Here is a 17,664-nt window from a genome sequence, read left to right on the forward strand (position 1 = left end):
ACGTGCTCGATCTGGAACCGCGTGGACCGCTCCCCACCGAGATCTATTGGCGGCGCAGAGGCCTGGCCATTGGTATCGCGGTCGTCGCGATCGGGATCGTGGCCGCCATCGTCATCGCCTTCATGGGGCATAACGCGGGAGCCAAGCCCGCCAATGCCGACAAAGCCAGTGCCGCTCAGAACAAGCCGGGATCGCCTGCGCCGCAAGCACCCCCACCGCCGGGACCCGAGGGCCCCGCGCCGGCGGCACCGCCGGCGCAGGGTCAGAACCCCGAGACCCCCACACCCACCGCCGCGGTCCAGCCGCCGCCGGTGCTCAAGGAGGGTGACGACTGCCCCGATTCGACGCTGGCGGTCAAGGGTCTGACCAACGCGCCGCAGTACTTCATCGGTGACCAGCCGAAGTTCACCATGGTCGTCACCAACATCGGCCTGGTGGCCTGCAAGCGCGACGTCGGCGCCGCGGTGCTGGCGGCCTACGTCTACTCGCTGGACAACAAGCGGCTGTGGTCGAATCTGGACTGCGCCCCGTCCAACGAGACGCTGATCAAAACCTTCACGCCGGGCGAGCAGGTGACCACCGCGGTGACGTGGACGGGTATGGGCTCGGCGCCGCACTGCCCGCTGCCGCGGCCGGCGATCGGGCCGGGCACCTACAACCTCGTCGTGCAGCTGGGCAATCTGCGCTCGATGCCGGTTCCGTTCATCATGAACCAGCCGCCGCCGCCACCGGGCCCGGTGCCCGGGCCGGGTCAGCCGGGCGCCGTGCCCCAGCCGGAGGCGCCGCCGATGCCCCCGCCGGCCGGCTGAGGCCGTACACGCATCAGCGCACCTAGCTCAATGAGTCGGTAATCGTCGACTCCGCCAGCTGCGACAGCCCCTCCCGCACGTGGCGGGCCCACATCGCGCCGATGCCGTCGACGGATTGCAGGTCGCTGGCGCTGGCCGCCAGCACGTTCTGCAGCGTCCCGAACGAGCGGACCAGTAGGTCGGCGTGGGCGAACTGCAGCCGCGGAATGCCGGCCAGCGCCTGGTAGCCGCGCGGGCTGACCGCCGAGTCCTGCGCCTCGGTGGTGGTCGGATACCCGAAAACCTTTGCCAGGATGGTGAAGTCGAGCAGCTCGGTATCCGAGAGCGCGTCCAGCTCGTCCAGTGTGGCCGTCGTCTGCACCTCGGTCAACGGCTCCGGGCTGGCGTGATAGTCACGCACGATCAGTTCGCGGGCGTTGTCGTTACCGCCCAGCAGTTCGTCGAGCTGCAGCCGCAGTTGGCGCCCGTCGGTGCCGAGTTCGACGACGTCGTTGTCGATCACCCGGCCGATCCGGCGGACCAGCTCCAGCCGCTGCACCACGGTCATGACGTCGCGCAGCGTCACGAAGTCCTCGATCTCCGCCCGCGACAGCTGCCTGCTGACCTCGTCGAGGCGGATCTTGTACCGCTCCAGGGTGGCGATGGCCTGGTTCGCCCGCGACAGGATGGTCGCCGAGTCGGCGACCACATGGCGCTCGCCGCCCACGTAGACGGTCACGATGTTCATCGAGTGGCTCACCGAGATCACCGGGTAGCCGGTCTGGATCGCGGCGCGCTCCGCGGAGCGGTGCCGGGTCCCGGACTCGTCGGTGGCGATCGACGGGTCCGGGACCAGCTGCACGTTGGCCCGCACGATGCGGCTGCCGTCCGTGGACAGCACGACGGCGCCGTCCATCTTCGCCAGCTCGCGCAGCCGGGTGGGCGCATAGCGCACGTCCAGAGCGAAGCCGCCATCGCAGATGGCCTCGACGGCCTCGTCGTTGCCGAGGACGATCAGCGCGCCGGTGCGGCCACGCAGGATGCGTTCCAGGCCGTCGCGCAGCCCGGTGCCCGGAGCCAGGCGGGCGACAGTTTCACGCAGCGTCGGACGGCTCACAGCTTGTCATTCTTCCGGCCCAACGCGTCATGCGTCCAGCTGTCGCGGGTTTGCGGGCGCGCCGCCGCGGTGGTCGGCGATGTCGATCATGTGCTCCAGCGCCGCCACGATGGTGGGCGCGCGCAACGCCCGCATCCCGTTCGGCACGATCTCGCGCCGGGGATCGTCCCCGTCCGGGATGAGCGCGATGCTGAAGCCCTGGCGCGCGGCTTCGGACAGGCGCCGCTCCATGCCGCTGACCCGCCGAAGGTCTCCGGCCAGTCCCACCTCGCCGATCATCACCGCCGTGGTGGGCAGGGGCAGGTCGGCCACCGCCGAAGCGAGCGCGACCGCGACCGCCAGGTCCGACGACGGATCGGTCAGCCGCATGCCGCCGACCGTGGACAGGTAGATGTCGTTGGCGCCGACGGGCAACTTGGCGTGCTTTTCCAGCACCGCGGTGATCATCGCGGCCCGGGAGTGGTCGATGCCGCTGACGGCGCGCCGCGGCGAGCCGCCGGTCGGCGTGGCCAGCAGCGCCTGCACCTCGCCGATGAGCGGCCGTTTGCCGTCGAGCGTCACCGTGATCGCGGTGCCGGGGACCGGGGCCGGACGCTGATCCAGGAACAGGTTCGATGGGTCGGCGACACCCTCGATCCCGTTGTCGTGCAACAGGAAACACCCGACCTCGTCGGCGGCCCCGAACCGGTTCTTGACCCCCCGGACCATGCGCAGCGAGCCGTTGCGGTCGCCTTCGAAGTGCAGCACCACGTCCACCAGATGCTCGAGGGAACGCGGCCCGGCGATGGCCCCGTCCTTGGTGACGTGCCCGACCAGGATCAGCGCGACCGCATTGGTTTTGGCCGCGGCGGTCAATGCCGCAGTCACCGCGCGCACCTGCGTGACGCCGCCCGCCACACCGTCGGCCTCGGTGGTGGACATGGTCTGCACCGAGTCCACGATCACCAGCGCGGGCCGGACCGTGGCGATGTGCTCGAGCACGGTGTGCAGGTCGGATTCGGCGGCCAGATAGAGCTCGTCGCTGCCGCAGCCGATGCGGTCGGCGCGCAGCCGGATCTGGCCCGCGGACTCCTCACCGGAGATGTACAGCGCGCGGCGGCCGGATTGCGCCCAGCGATGCGCGACCTCGAGCAGCAGCGTGGACTTGCCCACCCCCGGATCACCGGCCAGCAGCGTGACCGAGCCGGGCACCACACCGCCGCCGAGCACGCGGTCGAGTTCGTCTACACCCGTCGTGCGGTGCCGGCTGGCGTTGGGTGCGATGGAGGTGATGGGCACGGCCGGTGACGCCGTGGCCAGGCCGCTGCGCCGACCCGCGACCGCACTGAGTACCGGGACCTCGTCAACGGTGCCCCAGGTGCCGCACTCCATGCAGCGGCCGACCCACTTGGCGGTGATGTGCCGGCATTCCGAACACCGGTATTGGGAGCGCGCAGTTGCCACGCCATGACGGTATCGAGCCGCTACGACAAGCCCGCGTCACGACAGGCGGTTACCCCGCCTGGTTTTGCTGCGGCGGCAGCAATCCGGCCGAAACCGGCACGGCGACGGTGGCCTGCCCGGCCTTCTCGAAGTTGAAGGTGAAGTTGTAGGTGAGGCCGTTGGAGATCGGCTTGGCCAGATTGATGGTCGCCTTGGCCGCCGCGGTGTTGGAGCCGACCGGGCCGGGAGCCACCTTCTGACCTTCCGGCGTGCCGATGAACAGCGAACCGCCGGCGGGGAGTCGGGGGTCGCCGCTGACCGTCACCGTGCCGATGTCGGTGGTGATGCCGACCAGCCGGTCCGCGGAATTCGGCGACTGGTTCACGGCCACCAGCACCAGGTCCACGGTCCGGCCCGGCTGCAGATAGTCGCCGGTCTGGTTGGCCTGGATCCGGATGTCGCGCAACGCCACGTTGTTGAACGTGATCTTGTTGCCGTTGATGGCGGGCTCCTGGACCGCCATCTGCGACACCTGACCGGCTCCGCAACCGCTCAGCAGGGCTGCCAGAACGGCCATCACCCCAGCGACGGCGAGCGCGGGAAGGCCGAGGCGGATCTTGAAGCGGTTCACTCTCTCAGGCCTCCTGCTGAGCCGGTCCGACTGATGCAACTATGCACAGTAGTAGGAACGTCCCGCGGGCGATAGCGCGGGGCGCCAGACCAGCGCAGGAGCGGCCAAATGGGCCGCCGCACGGCCGCTTTCGGGGCGTTGGTAATGTGCTGCACTGCACGACTTGATCCCCATGTCAACCCCTAATCTGCGCGTGTTGTGCCCCTGACCTGCATCGTTGCTTCGCGCGTAGCTAGGCGGCCGTGTTAGGATGAAGTAACGAAAGGGGCTCGAATCAGATGATCTTCAAGGTCGGCGACACCGTTGTTTACCCGCATCACGGTGCGGCGTTAGTCGAGGCGATCGAAACCCGGACGATCAAAGGGGAACAAAAAGAATATCTCGTCTTGAAGGTGGCGCAGGGAGACCTGACAGTTCGAGTTCCCGCCGACAACGCTGAGTACGTTGGTGTCCGCGACGTCGTCGGACAAGAAGGTTTGGACAAGGTTTTCCAGGTGCTGCGCGCGCCGCACACCGAAGAGCCGACGAACTGGTCGCGCCGCTACAAGGCCAATCTCGAAAAGCTTGCTTCCGGCGATGTCAACAAGGTCGCCGAGGTAGTCCGCGACCTGTGGCGCCGCGACCAGGAGCGCGGTCTGTCGGCCGGAGAGAAGCGGATGCTGGCCAAGGCCCGTCAGATTCTGGTGGGTGAATTGGCGTTGGCCGAGAGCACCGACGACGCCAAGGCGGAGACCATCCTCGACGAGGTTCTGGCCGCCGCTTCCTGAAGGGCCTGACATTTCGGTGGCCCCGGAGACGGGCACCTCAGGCAAAGTAGTCGCAGTCGTCCCCGCCGCAGGTTCGGGCGAACGGCTGGCCGCAGGAGTTCCCAAGGCATTCTGTGTGGTCGACGGCAGCACGCTGCTGCAGCGCGCCGTCGCCGGTTTGCTCAATTCCGGGGTCGTCGATCACGTCGTGGCGGCGGTTCCCGCCGACCGCGTCGGCGAGGCCAGGCAGGTGCTGGGCGGCCACGTCGGCGCCGGGCAGGCCACCGTGGTCGCCGGCGGGCCCGACCGCACCGAATCCGTCCACCTCGCCCTGGCGGCCCTGCCGGCCGCGCCGCCCGAGTTCGTGCTGGTGCACGACGCCGCACGGGCGCTGACGCCCCCGGCGCTGATCACCCGCGTGGTGGAGGCGCTGCGGGCCGGCCACGACGCCGTGGTGCCCGCGCTGCGCCTGCATGACACCATCAAGGCCGTGGACGCCAACGGGGTGGTCCTGGGGACGCCGGAGCGCGCCGGGCTGCGTGCCGTGCAGACCCCGCAGGGCTTCGCCACCGAACTGCTGTTGCGCGCCTACGGGGCCTATCAGGCCAGGGGCGGATCCGGTTTCACCGACGACGCGTCGCTGGTCGAGCATGTCGGCGGCCGGGTCCAGGTGGTCGACGGCGATCCGCTGGCCTTCAAGATCACCACCCAGCTCGATCTGTTGCTGGCCGAGACCGTGGTACGCCGGTGAACGCGCTGCCTCCCCTGCCCAGGGTCGGGTTGGGCATCGACGTGCACCCGATCGAACCCGGGCGGCCGTGCTGGCTGCTGGGTCTGCTGTTCGCCGACGCCGACGGCTGCGCGGGTCATTCCGACGGCGACGTCGGAGCGCACGCGCTGTGCGACGCGGTGCTCTCGGCGGCCGGGCTGGGCGACGTGGGGGCGGTATTCGGGGTCGACGATCCGCGCTGGAAGGGCGTCAGCGGAGCCGACATGCTGCGCCACGTCGCGGATCTGGTGTCGCACCAGAGCTTTAGGGTCGGCAACGCCGCCGTGCAGGTCATCGGGAACCGGCCGAAAGTCGGTCCGCGTCGCGACGAGGCGCAGCGGGTGTTGTCGGAATTGCTCGGCGCGCCGGTCTCGGTGTCGGCGACGACGACTGACGGGTTGGGGCTGACCGGACGCGGTGAGGGCCTCGCCGCCATCGCCACCGCGCTGGTGGTCCCCGCCGGGTAAGCCCGCGCAGCGCCAGGCGCCGGGGAACTACCCGGTAAGCTGGCACGTCGTGACCGATCACGCCCGCTTGCGGCTACACGACACGGCGGCCGGTGCCGTGCGTGATTTCGTTCCGCTGCGCGAGGGTCAGGTCTCCATCTACCTGTGTGGCGCCACCGTCCAGGGCCTGCCGCACATCGGCCATGTCCGCAGCGGCGTGGCCTTCGACATCCTGCGCCGATGGCTGATCGCGCGCGGCTGTGACGTCGCGTTCATCCGCAACGTCACCGACATCGACGACAAGATCCTCAACAAGGCCGCCGCGGCGGGTAGGCCGTGGTGGGAGTGGGCGGCCACCTACGAGCGTGCCTTCAGCGCCGCCTACGACGCCCTGGACGTGCTGCCGCCGTCCGCCGAGCCGCGAGCCACCGGGCACATCACCCAGATGGTCGAATTAATGGGAAGGCTGATCGAAACCGATCACGCCTACGCCGCCGGCGGTGACGTCTACTTCAACGTGCTCAGCTACCCGGAGTACGGGCAGCTGTCCGGGCACAGGATCGACGACGTCCACCAGGGCGAGGGCGTGGCCACCTGCAAACGCGATCAACGTGACTTCACGCTGTGGAAGGCCGCCAAGCCCGGCGAGCCGTCCTGGCCCACCCCGTGGGGCCGCGGACGCCCGGGCTGGCACCTGGAATGCTCCGCGATGGCCCGCACGTATCTGGGGCCGGAATTCGACATCCATTGCGGCGGAATGGACTTGGTCTTCCCGCACCACGAGAACGAGATCGCCCAGAGCCGCGCCGCCGGCGACGGCTTCGCCCGCTACTGGCTGCACAACGGCTGGGTGACGATGGGCGGCGAGAAGATGAGCAAGTCGCTGGGCAACGTCCTGGCCATACCGGCGTTGCTGCAGCGGGTGCGTGCCGCCGAACTGCGCTACTACCTGGGCAGCGCCCACTACCGATCGATGCTGGAATTCTCCGAGGTCGCCCTGCAAGACGCGGTGAAAGCCTATGTCGGCGTTGAGGAATTCCTGCACCGCGTGCGGGTTCGGGTCGGCGGCGTCGAGCCCGGGCAGTGGACGCAGAAGTTCGCCGACGCGCTCAACGACGACCTGGCGGTGCCCGCCGCGCTGGCCGAAGTGCACCAGGCCCGCGCCGAAGGCAACCGGGCGCTGGACTCCGGCGATCACGAAGGCGCGCTGCGGCACGCCGGCGCGATCCGCGCGATGATGGGCATCCTGGGCTGCGACCCGCTGGACGAACGCTGGGAAACCCGCGACGAGACGTCGGCGGCGCTGGCCGCCGTCGACGTGCTGGTCCAGGCGGAGCTGCAGAACCGGCAGAAGGCGCGCGAGGAACGCAACTGGGCGCTCGCCGACGAGATCCGCGACCGGCTCAAGTACGCCGGCATCGAGGTCACCGATACCGCCGACGGGCCGCAATGGGAGCTTTTGGCCCCCGAAGAAAAGCGCGACAAGTAGATGGCCGGCAACTCGCGTCGCCGTGGGGCGATCCGCAAAGAGGGCACCAAGAAGGGCCCGACCGTAGGTTCGGGCGGCCAGCGCCGCCGCGGCCTGGAAGGACGCGGCCCCACCCCGCCCGCGCATATGCGCCCGAACCACCCGGCAGCCAAGCGCGCCAAGGCCCAGAGCCGTCGGCCGGCGCGGGGCCGAACCGACGAAGCCGAGACCGTGCTGGGCCGCAACCCGGTGCTTGAATGCCTGCGCGCGGGGGTGCCGGCCACCGCGCTCTACGTGGCGCTGGGCACCGAGGCCGACGAACGGCTCACCGAATCCGTCACCCGCGCAGCCGATTTGGGAATCTCCATCCTCGAGGTACCGCGTACTGATCTGGACCGGATGACCAGCAACCACCTGCATCAGGGGATCGCATTGCAGGTGCCGCCCTACAACTACGCTCACCCCGACGATCTGGTTGCCGCCGCGCTCGCCTCGCCGCCGGCGCTGCTGGTCGCGCTGGACAACATCTCTGACCCCCGCAACCTGGGCGCCATCGTCCGTTCGGTGGCGGCGTTCGGCGGCCACGGGGTGCTGATCCCGCAGCGCCGGTCGGCCTCGGTGACGGCGGTGGCCTGGCGCACCAGCGCCGGGGCCGCGGCCCGCATCCCCGTGGCACGCGCCACGAATCTGAACAGGACACTGACGGATTGGGCCGGCCGCGGCCTGCGGGTGATCGGTCTGGACGCCGGCGGTGACACCACGCTCGACGACATCGACGGCACCGATCCGTTGGTGGTCGTCGTGGGCTCGGAAGGCAAGGGGCTGTCGCGGTTGGTGCGGCAGAACTGCGACGAAGTCGTGTCCATCCCGATGGCCGGAAACACCGAATCGCTGAACGCGTCGGTGGCCGCCGGGGTGGTGCTCGCCGAAATCACGCGCCAGCGCAGGGGTTAACGCCGGTGCCCGGCCGGCCCGCGCGCCTCGGTGCCGCGCTGGTAGTGGTGCTGCTGGCCGTCGCGCTGTGGCCGGCTGGCGTCGCCCGGGCCCAGGCGACCGACTTCGACTTGCAGGCCCACCGCGGGGGGCGGGGCGAGACCACCGAGGAGTCCCTGCGCGGGTTCGCTAAGGCGCTCGAATTGGGCGTCAGCACATTGGAACTCGACGTCGTCCTGACCAAGGACGGGCAACCGCTGGTGTGGCACGACCCGACGATCCAGGCCGAGAAGTGCGCCGACACGGCGCCCGCGTTGGCCGGCGACCTGCAGTACCCATACGTCGGCAAGCTCGTGCACGAGCTCACCCTGGCGCAGGTCGACACCCTGGACTGCGGCCGCCTGCTCGATGAGTACCCCCGGGCCGAGGTGGTGCGGGGCAACAAGATAGCGACGCTGCCGCAGGTTTTCGCGCTCGCCGACTCCTACCGCGCCGACGGGATCCGCTACAACATCGAAACCAAGGTGGAGGCCGACCGGCCCTGGACATCGGCCGAGCCGCAGGAGTTCGTCGACGTGATCCTGGCCGCGGTCAGGTCCGCGGGCAAGGTCGACCAGGTGGAGATTCAGAGCTTCGACTGGCGCACCCTGCCGCTGGTGCGGCGCGCCGACCCGTCAATTCCGTTGGTGGCCCTGTACGACGGGCACACCTGGGCGCCGGACTCGCCCTGGCTGGCCGGCGAAAACCCCACGCTCATCGGTGATCCGCTGATCGGCGCGCGGATGGTGGGCGCCTGCATCGTCTCACCGGATTATCAACTGGTCACCGCCCGGGAGTACGTCGACCGCGCACATGCGTTGGGGCTCAAGGTGATTCCATGGACGGTGGATGATGCCGCCGCCATGCGTCAGCAGATCGGATACGGGGTCGACGGCATCATCACGGACTATCCGACGCTGCTGCGCGGCGTGCTCGCCGAACTGGCGATGCCGTTGCCGCCCGCCTACCGGCGGGGCTAGCGGGCGACGCTGCCGGCCAGGTCGCCGTTGTCGACAGCCGGCTGTTCGTCGCCGCGTCGCGGTCGGCGAAGGTTCGCGCACGCGGCCCGCCACATCATGCCCGGGCGCAGCAGCCGGGAAGCGGGATCGATGAGCGCGGTGACCTTGAAGAACCGATCGGCGGCGACGGGGTCGTATTCGGTCGCGGTGAGTATGCGGTCGATGTACGCGTTGAGCAGCCGGGTGAGCAGCGGTGGCGTGCCCTCGATCTCGGGCAGGCACAGGTCCGGGTTGGCCGACAGCTCCCACGCCTGGCGGATCGGCACCGCGGCGGCCCGGAAGAATCGCCGCGCCAAATCCTCTGTGCCCTCAGACAAGCAGTCGCGCAGCGCCACCGCCTCCAGCGCGGCGACCGTCATGCCCTGACCGTAGATCGGGTTGAAGCTGCATATCGCGTCGCCCATCACCAGCAGGCCTTCCGGGAAGCGTTGCATCTTGTCGTAGCGGCGCCACTGGCTGGTCGGCTGACCGTGCCGGGTGGGCTCGCCGATGGGTTCGGCGGCCCTGACCGCGGCCAGCAGATGGGCCGGTGCGCAGTCCTCGACGAACTCGCACATCGATGCCAGGTCCGGCTGCGGCCCGTGGCCCGCGATGCCGTACACGGTGAGCATCCAGGTGTCGTTCTCCGAGCGCAACATGCCCAGCCCGCGCGGACGGCCCGGCACTGCTCCGATGATGAAACCGAATTCATGCACGGCGTCCGGCGCCATGCGCAGGCGCTGGCTCACGTAGGTCAGCTGAACCGGCACATGTACCTCGGCCGGGCGCTGGTAGCCCAGGGCGGTCAGCCACGCCGGGGTGCGCGCGCCGCGCCCGGTGGCATCGAGCACCAGGTCCGCGCTCAGCGTGACGTCGTCGCGGGTGCGACGGTCGACCACCCGGGCGCCGGTCACCCGGCGGCGGTCTGATGTCGTGGTCAAGTCCACGATGTCGTGCTCGTCGAGCAGCGTGACGGTGGGGATCCGGCGCAGTCGCGCTCGGACATGCTCTTCGAGGAACGGCCGGGTGGCCAGATAGGCGGCGAACGAGGGGGCGACCCCCGAACGCACCATCAGGTGGTCGCCCAAGCGGTAGTACAGCTGCGAGAGATCACGGCCATCCAGGTGATGTGCGCCGTCGATGACCATCGCATCGAGGACGCCGGGGAACAATTCCTCGAGCACCAGGGCACCACGGGGCAGCAGGCCGTGCAGGTGACGACCCTGCGGCACACCGCGGCGAGCGCAGGCCGTGTCGGGAGGGATGTCGGGCAGCGGATCGCGCTCCACCACCGTGACCGTGCCGAAGAACTCGCTGAGCGATCGCGCGGCCACCAGACCGGCCATGCTCGCTCCCAGTACCACCGCGTGATTGCCGATCCTTGCCATAGCCCACCGCCTGTGCTGAGCGCGTACCCGACGAAAACCATGCTCATGGCCCGGAACGGAGGCTGGCAGCGTAGTCGACTACGCCATTGCCACGGGGCGGCCACTCGCGAGACCGGCGAACGCCGGCAAAGCGGCCCGGGCGGTGCTCGCGCCCCGTTATATTCGCCGAATGATCTGCGCCGAGCCGCTGGCCGGGCGCGCCAGCGAATTGGGAATCATTCGCCGCGCCCTGGGTGCGGGCGCCAAGCACGCGGGCGTGGTGATCGCCGGGGCCCCCGGAGTGGGCAAGACCTGGCTGGCCCACGAAGTGCTGCGGCGCGCCGAGACGTCCGGGGAGCGGACCAGGTGGATCGTCGGCACCGACTCGGCGCAGGCGCTGCCGCTCGGCGCGTTCATCGGGTCGATGACCGAGGCTCTGAATGAGGTGCAGTCGGATCCGCTGGCCGATGTGCGACGGGTGATCAATTCATTTGTCGCGCAGCAGCGTCAACGCCGTGTGCTGATCGGGGTCGACGACGCGCACCTGTTGGACGGATTGTCCGCGATGGTCGTCCACCAGTTGGCGCAGTCGGGTGGGGTCCGGCTGGTGGTCACCGTACGCATCGGCCTCGACGAACCGGACGCGGTGACGGCGCTGTGGAAAGACGGGCTGTTGGAAAGGCTTGATCTCAAACCGTTTTCGGCCGCGACGACACGCGAGGTCATCGAGAGCAAGCTGGACGGTCCGGTCGATGCGCGCAGCGCGGCGCGGTTCCAGAAGCTGACCGGTGGCAACGCGCTGTTCCTGCGGCAGCTGCTGGCGGACCAGGTGGCCGCCGGGCGGATGCATAAGACGGCCGGGGTATGGATGTGGGACGGCGACGTTGCGGTCTCGGCGAGCCTGTCCGACACGGTGGGCCGTCAGATGGGGCGGCTCAGCCCGGAGGTGGCGATGGTGATCGACACGTTGTCGCAGTGTGAGCCGCTGGCCGTCGAGGTGCTGTGCGATTTGGCGCGGCGCAGCGACCTGGCGGCGGCCGAGCGGATGGGCCTGGTCAGCATCGAACGCACCGGCGCCGGGTTGACGGCCAGACTTGCCCACCCGCTGTTCGGTGAGCTGCGCCGGGCGAGCGCCGGCGAGCTGTATCTGTCGGAAATTCGCGGCAGGCTGGCGGCGCGGCTATGCGACGCCGGCGACGCCGACATACAGGCCACGGTGCGCCGCGCGTTGCTGCGCCTGGAGTCGGACCTCGATCCCGACCCCGGGCTGTACCTGGAATCGGCGCGGCATGCGATGACCCTGCTGGATCTGGACCTGGCCGACCGGTTCGCCACCGCCGCAACGGAAGCCGGTGCGCCCGGGGCGGCGGGGGTGCGCGCCATGAACCTGGCGCTGCTGGGGCGGGGCGAGCCGGCCGAGTCGGCGCTGCGCGCGATGGCCGACGGCGACCTGCCCGACGCCCATCACTGGGCGACCGTGCGGGCGGCCAACCTGATGTGGAATCTCTTCGATCCCAACGGCGCGGTCGAGATCCTCGATGGGCTTGCCGCGCTTGATTCCGAGACCCCCGCCCAGCGAGCGGAGCGGTTGGCCGTGCAGGCGTGCCTGGATGCGGTGGCGGCGCGCTGCGAAACCGCGGCCGCAAATGCCCGGGCCGCCTTGGGTTTCCCTGACCTGCCCGGCTTCCATAGGATGATGGCCTCGCTCGCGCTGATCATGGCGATGGGGGCGCTGGGTCAGGTCGATGAGCTCACCGGCGTGGCGGAGCAGACGCTGCGGCGTGCGACGACGTCGTTTCAGGCATCGCATATGCGGTTCTGGTTCGGCGCCGTCTACGGCCGCGCCTGCCGGCTGACCGGTCGGATCGACGAATTTGTCAGCACGGCAGGGCAACTGGCCGAATCATCCCGTGACATCCCCGGCCTGGCGTACGCCAACCTGGCGCTACTTTCGGGCACCGCCGAGCTGGCTCGCGGCGCCGTCGCCGAGGCGGCCCGGCTGGTGCACGAGGCGGTGGCCGGGGTGCAAACACACTATGTGACAACCGGTTTGCGACCAGCGAGCTATTTCGCGTTGGCCGAGGCGCACGCCAAGCTCGGGCAGGCCTTCGATGCGAACGACGCGGCCGCCGCGGCGCGGTCCTGCGTGCCCGCCGACTTTCTGTTCATGCACACCGGCCTGTCCCTGGCCGAGGGGTGGGCGATGGCGGCGAGCGGCCGGCTGGGCGAGGCCGTGGCATCCGTAACGGAAGCGGCGCGACTGGCCCGCGACCGTGGCCAGCCCACCCACGAGCTGGCCTGCATCCAGGCGGCGGCGCAATGGGGCGACGGCGCGCAGGCGCCGCGGGCGCGGGAGCTGGCCGGCGCGTTGTCGCTGCCGCTGGCCGACGCCGTCGCATCGCACGCGGTGGCGTTGTCGGCCCGCGATGGGGACGGCCTGCTGGCGGCCTCGGCGGCGTACCGGGGGATCGGTGATCGGGTCGCGGCCGCCGATGCGGCGGCGCAGGCTTCCGTGGTGTTCGACGAACACCAACACCATCGCCGCGGGCTGTACGCCGCGGCGGTGGCCAGGGAACTGGCCGATGAGTGCGGTGGCTTGCACACGCCGGCGCTGCACACCCCGACGGGCCTGAAGTTGTCCGGCCGGCAGCGCGCCGTCGTCGAACTCGTGGTGGCCGGCCTGTCCAATCGTGAAATCGCGGAGAAGCTGGTGATGTCGGTGCGCACCGTGGAGGGCCACGTGTACCGGGCCTGCCAGCGGGTGGGGGCGCAGTCGCGCGAGGAGCTGGCGTCCATCATCCGATCGGGCCCCTGCGGCTCGCCCGCGATCTAGAGACCCAGCAGCCGCGCCGAGGCCCACAGCGCGAGCACCGCCACCGCGAGCGAGGCGGGCACCGTGCACACGCCGAGGCGGGTGTATTCGCCGACACCGGCGTCGACGTCGTGCTGCCGTAACACGCGCCGCCACAACAGGTTTGACAGCGAACCGACGTAGGTCAGGTTGGGGCCGATGTTCACCCCGATCAGCACGGCCAACACCGCCACCGGCCCACTCGGCGCCACCAGCGGCAGCAGCACCAGCGTCGCGGGCAGGTTGTTGACGACGTTGGCCAGCACGGCGGCTATCGCGGCGATGGCGAGCAACGCCGGCAGGGCCGAACCCGACGGCAGCACCGCCGACATCGCCCGGTCCATCCCGTTGAGCATGACCGCTTGCACCACGACGCCCAGCGCCAGCACGAACACCAGAAAAGACACATTCACCGAGCGCACGATGTCGGACACCGAGGTGTGCCGGTGGCGCAGGCTGCGCACCGCCAGGACGACGGCGCCGCACAGCGCCACCCAGGCCGGCGCGATCCCCACTGACTGGGCGACCGCGAACCCGGCCAGCGTCAGCGCGACGACCACCAACACGAACACTGGCGGGCGCGGCGGCGCGCCCAGCTGCTCCGGGTCCGGCTGCACCCGCAGGTCCTTGGCGAAGAACCACCGGAAGATCAGGTAGAGGACGGCCACCGCGCCCACCCACGGCGCCGCCATCACCAGAGTGAACTTGGTGAACGAGATGTTGGCGGTGTGGAAGGCCAGCAGGTTGGTCAGGTTCGACACCGGCAGCAACAGCGAGGCGCCGTTGGCCAGATGCGCCGTGGCGTAGGCGTACGGCCGCACCCGGGTGCGCTGTCGCCGCACGGCCGCCAGCACCACCGGGGTCAGCAACACCACGGCGGCGTCCAGGCTCAGCACCGCGGTGATCACCGAGGCGATGACGAACACCCGCCGCAGCAGGCCGCCCGACCCCACCCGTCCCCGCGTGATCGCCGCGCCGGCGGCCTCGAACAGGCCCTCGTCGTCGCACAGCTTGGCCAGCACCAGCACCGCACCCAGGAACGCCACCACGCCGGACAGGTCGGCGACCTGTCTCGCCGCCTGGTGCACCGAGATCGCGCCGACCGCGACCAGGATAAGGGCCGCAGGGACGGCCGCCAGCGCCTCGGGCCAGCCCCCGGGGCGCACGACGGCGAACGCCAGGACAACAGCAAGCAGCAACAGCGCAAGCGTCAGGGCCAACGTCAGAACCGCTTCACTGCCAAGGGTTTTCGCGCCGCCAGACCGTGGGCAGGTGCACCGCGACGCCGTCCTGTGCGGCCAGCTCGTCGAGGATGCCGACGGAGACGTCCAGGTCATCACCCGCATAGGGCAAGGCGCGCAACGGTTTTGTCAGCGGGCGGAAGAAGTCGTCCCAGTGGATGAGGATCACCCGGCGCGCCCCCACCGCGCGCACGGTCTCGGTCCAGTAGTCGACCAGGTATGACCGCGGCTGCAGCCCCAGCTGCCCGACGGACAGGTACACGGCGTCGGCGCGGTGGCCGGCCAGGGCGCCCCTGACGAAGCCGGCACTGCCCTGGATCAGCAGCCGCCGGTCGGTGGACAGGTGGTGCACCAGCGTCGACCAGGATTCCCCGCAGCGGTACGCCGACGCCTTCACCGGCGGGGTCACCGGCTCGTCGATGACGCCGGGGAACCGGTCGGGCGGGCAGTGATGCGATTCGATCAGGGTGACGTCGTAGGCGCCCAACCGAATCGGTTCGCCGTCGACCGCGACGACGATCCGGTTCTCCGGCAGCCCGTACCCGCGCCCGACGTTGGCCGCGGACTGCCCGCCGACCAGCTGCGCGCCGGTGCGATCGGCGACCAGGGCGGAGTCCAGCACGTGGTCGATGTGGGTGTGCACCGGAATGACCGCCGCCAGCCGCGAGACCTTGGCCCGGGCAAGGCATCCGTCGACGCGCGCCGGCGAGGGCGCCACCTTGCCGGCCGCGATCCTGGCCAGGCTCGGCCGGGAGAAGTAGCCGTCGGTCATCAACGCCGACGAGCCGTCGTCGATCAGCAGGGTCGCCACACCCATCCAGGTCACCGAGGGCGCGTTGGCCTGGGCGGCGGGCGCGTTGAACCGGTCCGCATACCGCGCGATGTCGGGCCGCCCAAGTTTCAGCCGCATCAGCAGAAGGCCCCGATCTCGATGCCGGACGCCTCGAGGCGGTCGCGAACGGCGGTGGCGATCTGCACGGCTCCCGGCGAATCACCATGCACGCAAACGGATTCCGCCGTCATAGCAAGCTGCGTGCCGTCGGTCGCGGTGATCTGCCCCGAGGTGACCATGGCGGCCACCCGGTCGGCGATCTCCGCCGGGTCGTGCAGCACCGCGCCCTGCTCCCGGCGGGAAACCAGCCGGCCGTCGGGCCGATAGGCCCGGTCGGCTAAAGCCTCTGCCACCGTGCGTAACTCGCGGCGGGCGGCTTCGTCGAAAAAAGCCGAGCCCGCCATGCCCAGCACCGGCAACCCGGCGTCCACCAGACGCACCGCCTCGGCCACGGCGGCGGCCTGTTCGGGATGGGTCACGATTGTGTTGTACAGCGCGCCATGTGGTTTGACGTAGGACACCGACGAGCCGGCCGCGTGCGCCAGCGCCTGCAGCGCGCCGATCTGATACACCACGTCGGCGATAAGGTCCTCGGCGGCGACGTCGATGAAGCGCCTGCCGAACCCGGCCAGGTCGCGATAGCTCACCTGCGCCCCGATGCGGACCCCACGCGCGGCGGCCGACCGGCATACCCGCAGCAGGCCCGCGGGGTCGCCGGCATGAAAGCCGCACGCGACGTTGGCGCTCGTGACGATGCCGAGCATGGCGTCGTCGTCACCCAGGCGCCAGACGCCGAAGCCCTCGCCCAGGTCGGCGTTAAGGTCGATACCGGCCACCCGCCCAGCTTATGGGGGCGCAGTCGCGCCGGCCTAGGCGAGGAGGCCGTGCGGCGCCCGGCTACTGCGTGGTGACCTTGGCCGCGATCTGCTGGGCGAGGTCGACCGCGGACCCGCCGGGCAGGAAGGAGCCGCAGGTGGCGACGTCGATGACGACGTTGTTGCGCGCGGTCAGCGCCCGCTGGCAAGTCCAGCCGTCGCTGCTGTCCTGAACTTCGGACGTGCTGAGGGTGCCCTCGACCTTGTGGGCCTCGCCTACCGCCCACACGATTTCGGGCTTGCCCGTGGGACGTTCGGAAAACTTGCGATTGGCGCAGGCGAACCACCGTCGCACCGAGGCGTCGTAGAACGTGTTGGCCTTCCGCGCGGACGGGTAGGCGATCACGGCCTGGATGGCGGAGTCGTTGCGGACCGCCGGGTCATCGAAGTTGTCGTCGAAGCGCTGGCCACGCATCGCGGTCCAGCCGGTGTCCGCGTAAACGGCCGCCTGGGCCGGGCCGTCCATTGCCAGGCAGTTCTTGTCGCTGAACGTCGAGCTCCAGTCCCACATGTCCTGCACGCCGTAGCGGAGCCGCATCCCCGCGCTGAGCAGGGAGTTGATCTGGTCCTTGTCGAGCAGCAGCCCATCGAGAGCCGCGGCGGTCAGCGGGGTCTGGGGCACTGGGCCGGAGGTGTCCGCGGGCGACGCGCGGCCGCCGACGACGGTGGTGCAGCCGGCCGTGAGGGCGCACACCGCCGCAAGCGCCAGGAACGCGATTCGCCCGCGCACCACTGCCTCCCGGACGTGGGGCCAATGTGTGCAACCAGCTTATGCGGCGGACTCTCGCCGGCGCCCGATCATCCAGCAGACCGGATAGATCAGAAACGAGATGCTCGCGACGAAGACCGACACCGGCACGCCGGGGCCCCACACGTCGGTGGAGGCGACGACGGAGATGGCGCGCGAGTGCGCGGTGCCGCTGCAGCCGGTGAGGATCGCCCCGCCGGTCAACACCAGAGCGCCGCCAGCCACCGCGTCGCATCGGCGGTTCTGGCCTTGGCCGTTCGCTGCCGCGTCGGTGCCATGCGCACGTCCGATTTCCTCCCGCCGGCCAGTCAGCCGATCCATAATATTAATGAAAACCGTTTCCATTACAAAGCCGCAAGCGGTAGCCCGTACGCGCGGGCCGCGATCCGCTGT

The 17,664-nt window shown here is 70.1% G+C and carries 16 protein-coding genes and 1 pseudogene; 8 read left to right on the forward strand and 9 right to left on the reverse strand.

Annotated features, from left to right (window positions below; translation table 11 throughout):
• The first annotated feature begins 2 nt into the window (after positions 1 to 2).
• On the forward strand, positions 3 to 809 hold the full coding sequence (locus A5760_RS14915; protein ID WP_155764343.1) for a hypothetical protein: 807 nt from the start codon (positions 3 to 5) through the stop codon (positions 807 to 809).
• Positions 810 to 831: 22 nt separating this feature from the next.
• Here A5760_RS14915 and disA read toward each other — a convergent pair whose 3' ends face one another.
• From disA to A5760_RS14930, 3 genes are read right to left on the reverse strand one after another with little or no spacing between them, the layout of a single operon-like run.
• The gene (gene disA, locus A5760_RS14920; protein WP_064882043.1) at positions 832 to 1,905 is read right to left on the reverse strand and encodes a DNA integrity scanning diadenylate cyclase DisA; all 1,074 of its coding nucleotides are present in this window, start codon (positions 1,903 to 1,905) and stop codon (positions 832 to 834) included.
• A gap of 27 nt (positions 1,906 to 1,932) precedes the next feature.
• Positions 1,933 to 3,348: a DNA repair protein RadA gene (gene radA / locus A5760_RS14925; RefSeq protein ID WP_064882045.1), complete on the reverse strand. Its 1,416-nt coding sequence runs from the start codon at positions 3,346 to 3,348 to the stop codon at positions 1,933 to 1,935.
• A gap of 49 nt (positions 3,349 to 3,397) precedes the next feature.
• Positions 3,398 to 3,958: a hypothetical protein gene (locus A5760_RS14930; RefSeq protein ID WP_064882047.1), complete on the reverse strand. Its 561-nt coding sequence runs from the start codon at positions 3,956 to 3,958 to the stop codon at positions 3,398 to 3,400.
• Between the two features lie 278 nt (positions 3,959 to 4,236).
• Here A5760_RS14930 and carD point away from each other — a divergent pair, with 278 nt between their 5' ends.
• The 6 genes from carD to A5760_RS14960 are packed head-to-tail and all read left to right on the forward strand — an operon-like array spanning position 4,237 to position 9,339.
• A complete protein-coding gene (gene carD / locus A5760_RS14935; protein ID WP_007166539.1) occupies positions 4,237 to 4,725 on the forward strand; it encodes an RNA polymerase-binding transcription factor CarD in 489 nt (162 codons plus the stop codon).
• A gap of 16 nt (positions 4,726 to 4,741) precedes the next feature.
• The gene (ispD, locus tag A5760_RS14940) at positions 4,742 to 5,455 is read left to right on the forward strand and encodes a 2-C-methyl-D-erythritol 4-phosphate cytidylyltransferase (protein ID WP_064882049.1); all 714 of its coding nucleotides are present in this window, start codon (positions 4,742 to 4,744) and stop codon (positions 5,453 to 5,455) included.
• 5 nt (positions 5,456 to 5,460) lie between these two features.
• Positions 5,461 to 5,940: a 2-C-methyl-D-erythritol 2,4-cyclodiphosphate synthase gene (ispF, locus tag A5760_RS14945; RefSeq protein ID WP_155764351.1), complete on the forward strand. Its 480-nt coding sequence runs from the start codon at positions 5,461 to 5,463 to the stop codon at positions 5,938 to 5,940.
• Between the two features lie 49 nt (positions 5,941 to 5,989).
• Positions 5,990 to 7,408 (forward strand): cysteine--tRNA ligase, encoded by a 1,419-nt coding sequence (cysS, locus tag A5760_RS14950; RefSeq protein WP_064882053.1) that lies wholly within the window; start codon positions 5,990 to 5,992, stop codon positions 7,406 to 7,408.
• Positions 7,409 to 8,341 carry a 23S rRNA (guanosine(2251)-2'-O)-methyltransferase RlmB gene (rlmB, locus tag A5760_RS14955; RefSeq protein WP_064882055.1) on the forward strand — a complete coding sequence of 311 codons (933 nt, stop codon included), beginning with the start codon at positions 7,409 to 7,411 and terminating at the stop codon, positions 8,339 to 8,341.
• Between the two features lie 44 nt (positions 8,342 to 8,385).
• A complete protein-coding gene (locus A5760_RS14960) occupies positions 8,386 to 9,339 on the forward strand; it encodes a glycerophosphodiester phosphodiesterase (RefSeq protein ID WP_419538250.1) in 954 nt (317 codons plus the stop codon).
• On the opposite strand, the gene A5760_RS14965 is transcribed toward A5760_RS14960, so the two are convergent.
• A complete protein-coding gene (locus A5760_RS14965; RefSeq protein ID WP_064882059.1) occupies positions 9,336 to 10,745 on the reverse strand; it encodes an FAD-dependent oxidoreductase in 1,410 nt (469 codons plus the stop codon). The two genes, A5760_RS14960 and A5760_RS14965, sit on opposite strands and share 4 nt — an antisense overlap.
• A 169-nt stretch (positions 10,746 to 10,914) precedes the next feature.
• Here A5760_RS14965 and A5760_RS14970 point away from each other — a divergent pair, with 169 nt between their 5' ends.
• Positions 10,915 to 13,557, forward strand: coding sequence for a LuxR C-terminal-related transcriptional regulator (locus tag A5760_RS14970; RefSeq protein WP_064882061.1), 2,643 nt, complete (start codon positions 10,915 to 10,917; stop codon positions 13,555 to 13,557).
• On the opposite strand, the gene A5760_RS14975 is transcribed toward A5760_RS14970, so the two are convergent.
• From A5760_RS14975 to A5760_RS26705, 5 genes and pseudogenes are all read right to left on the reverse strand, one after another.
• Complete coding sequence (locus A5760_RS14975; RefSeq protein ID WP_064882063.1) at positions 13,554 to 14,795, reverse strand: SLC13 family permease; 1,242 nt, start codon at positions 14,793 to 14,795, stop codon at positions 13,554 to 13,556. The genes A5760_RS14970 and A5760_RS14975 overlap by 4 nt on opposite strands.
• Positions 14,796 to 14,808: 13 nt before the next feature.
• On the reverse strand, positions 14,809 to 15,726 hold the full coding sequence (locus A5760_RS14980; protein ID WP_064882065.1) for an MBL fold metallo-hydrolase: 918 nt from the start codon (positions 15,724 to 15,726) through the stop codon (positions 14,809 to 14,811).
• Positions 15,726 to 16,484, reverse strand: coding sequence for a LamB/YcsF family protein (locus A5760_RS14985; protein WP_064882067.1), 759 nt, complete (start codon positions 16,482 to 16,484; stop codon positions 15,726 to 15,728). Before A5760_RS14985 ends, A5760_RS14980 begins: the two co-directional genes overlap by 1 nt.
• 61 nt (positions 16,485 to 16,545) lie before the next feature.
• Positions 16,546 to 17,256, reverse strand: coding sequence for a sensor domain-containing protein (locus A5760_RS14990; RefSeq protein ID WP_064882069.1), 711 nt, complete (start codon positions 17,254 to 17,256; stop codon positions 16,546 to 16,548).
• A gap of 36 nt (positions 17,257 to 17,292) precedes the next feature.
• Positions 17,293 to 17,391 (reverse strand): annotated as a pseudogene (locus A5760_RS26705) (metal ABC transporter permease); the annotation flags it as partial.
• Positions 17,392 to 17,664 lie beyond the last annotated feature (273 nt).

The organism is Mycobacterium colombiense, assembly GCF_001665835.1.
GTDB classification, from domain to species: domain Bacteria; phylum Actinomycetota; class Actinomycetes; order Mycobacteriales; family Mycobacteriaceae; genus Mycobacterium; species Mycobacterium colombiense_A.

Coding starts and splice junctions, on each gene's coding strand:
- carD (WP_007166539.1), top strand. CDS start 4,237: ATGATCTTCAAGGTCGGCGACACCGTTGTTTACCCGCATCACGGTGCG.
- rlmB (WP_064882055.1), top strand. CDS start 7,409: ATGGCCGGCAACTCGCGTCGCCGTGGGGCGATCCGCAAAGAGGGCACC.
- A5760_RS14965 (WP_064882059.1), bottom strand. CDS start 10,745: ATGGCAAGGATCGGCAATCACGCGGTGGTACTGGGAGCGAGCATGGCC.
- A5760_RS14970 (WP_064882061.1), top strand. CDS start 10,915: ATGATCTGCGCCGAGCCGCTGGCCGGGCGCGCCAGCGAATTGGGAATC.
- A5760_RS14980 (WP_064882065.1), bottom strand. CDS start 15,726: ATGCGGCTGAAACTTGGGCGGCCCGACATCGCGCGGTATGCGGACCGG.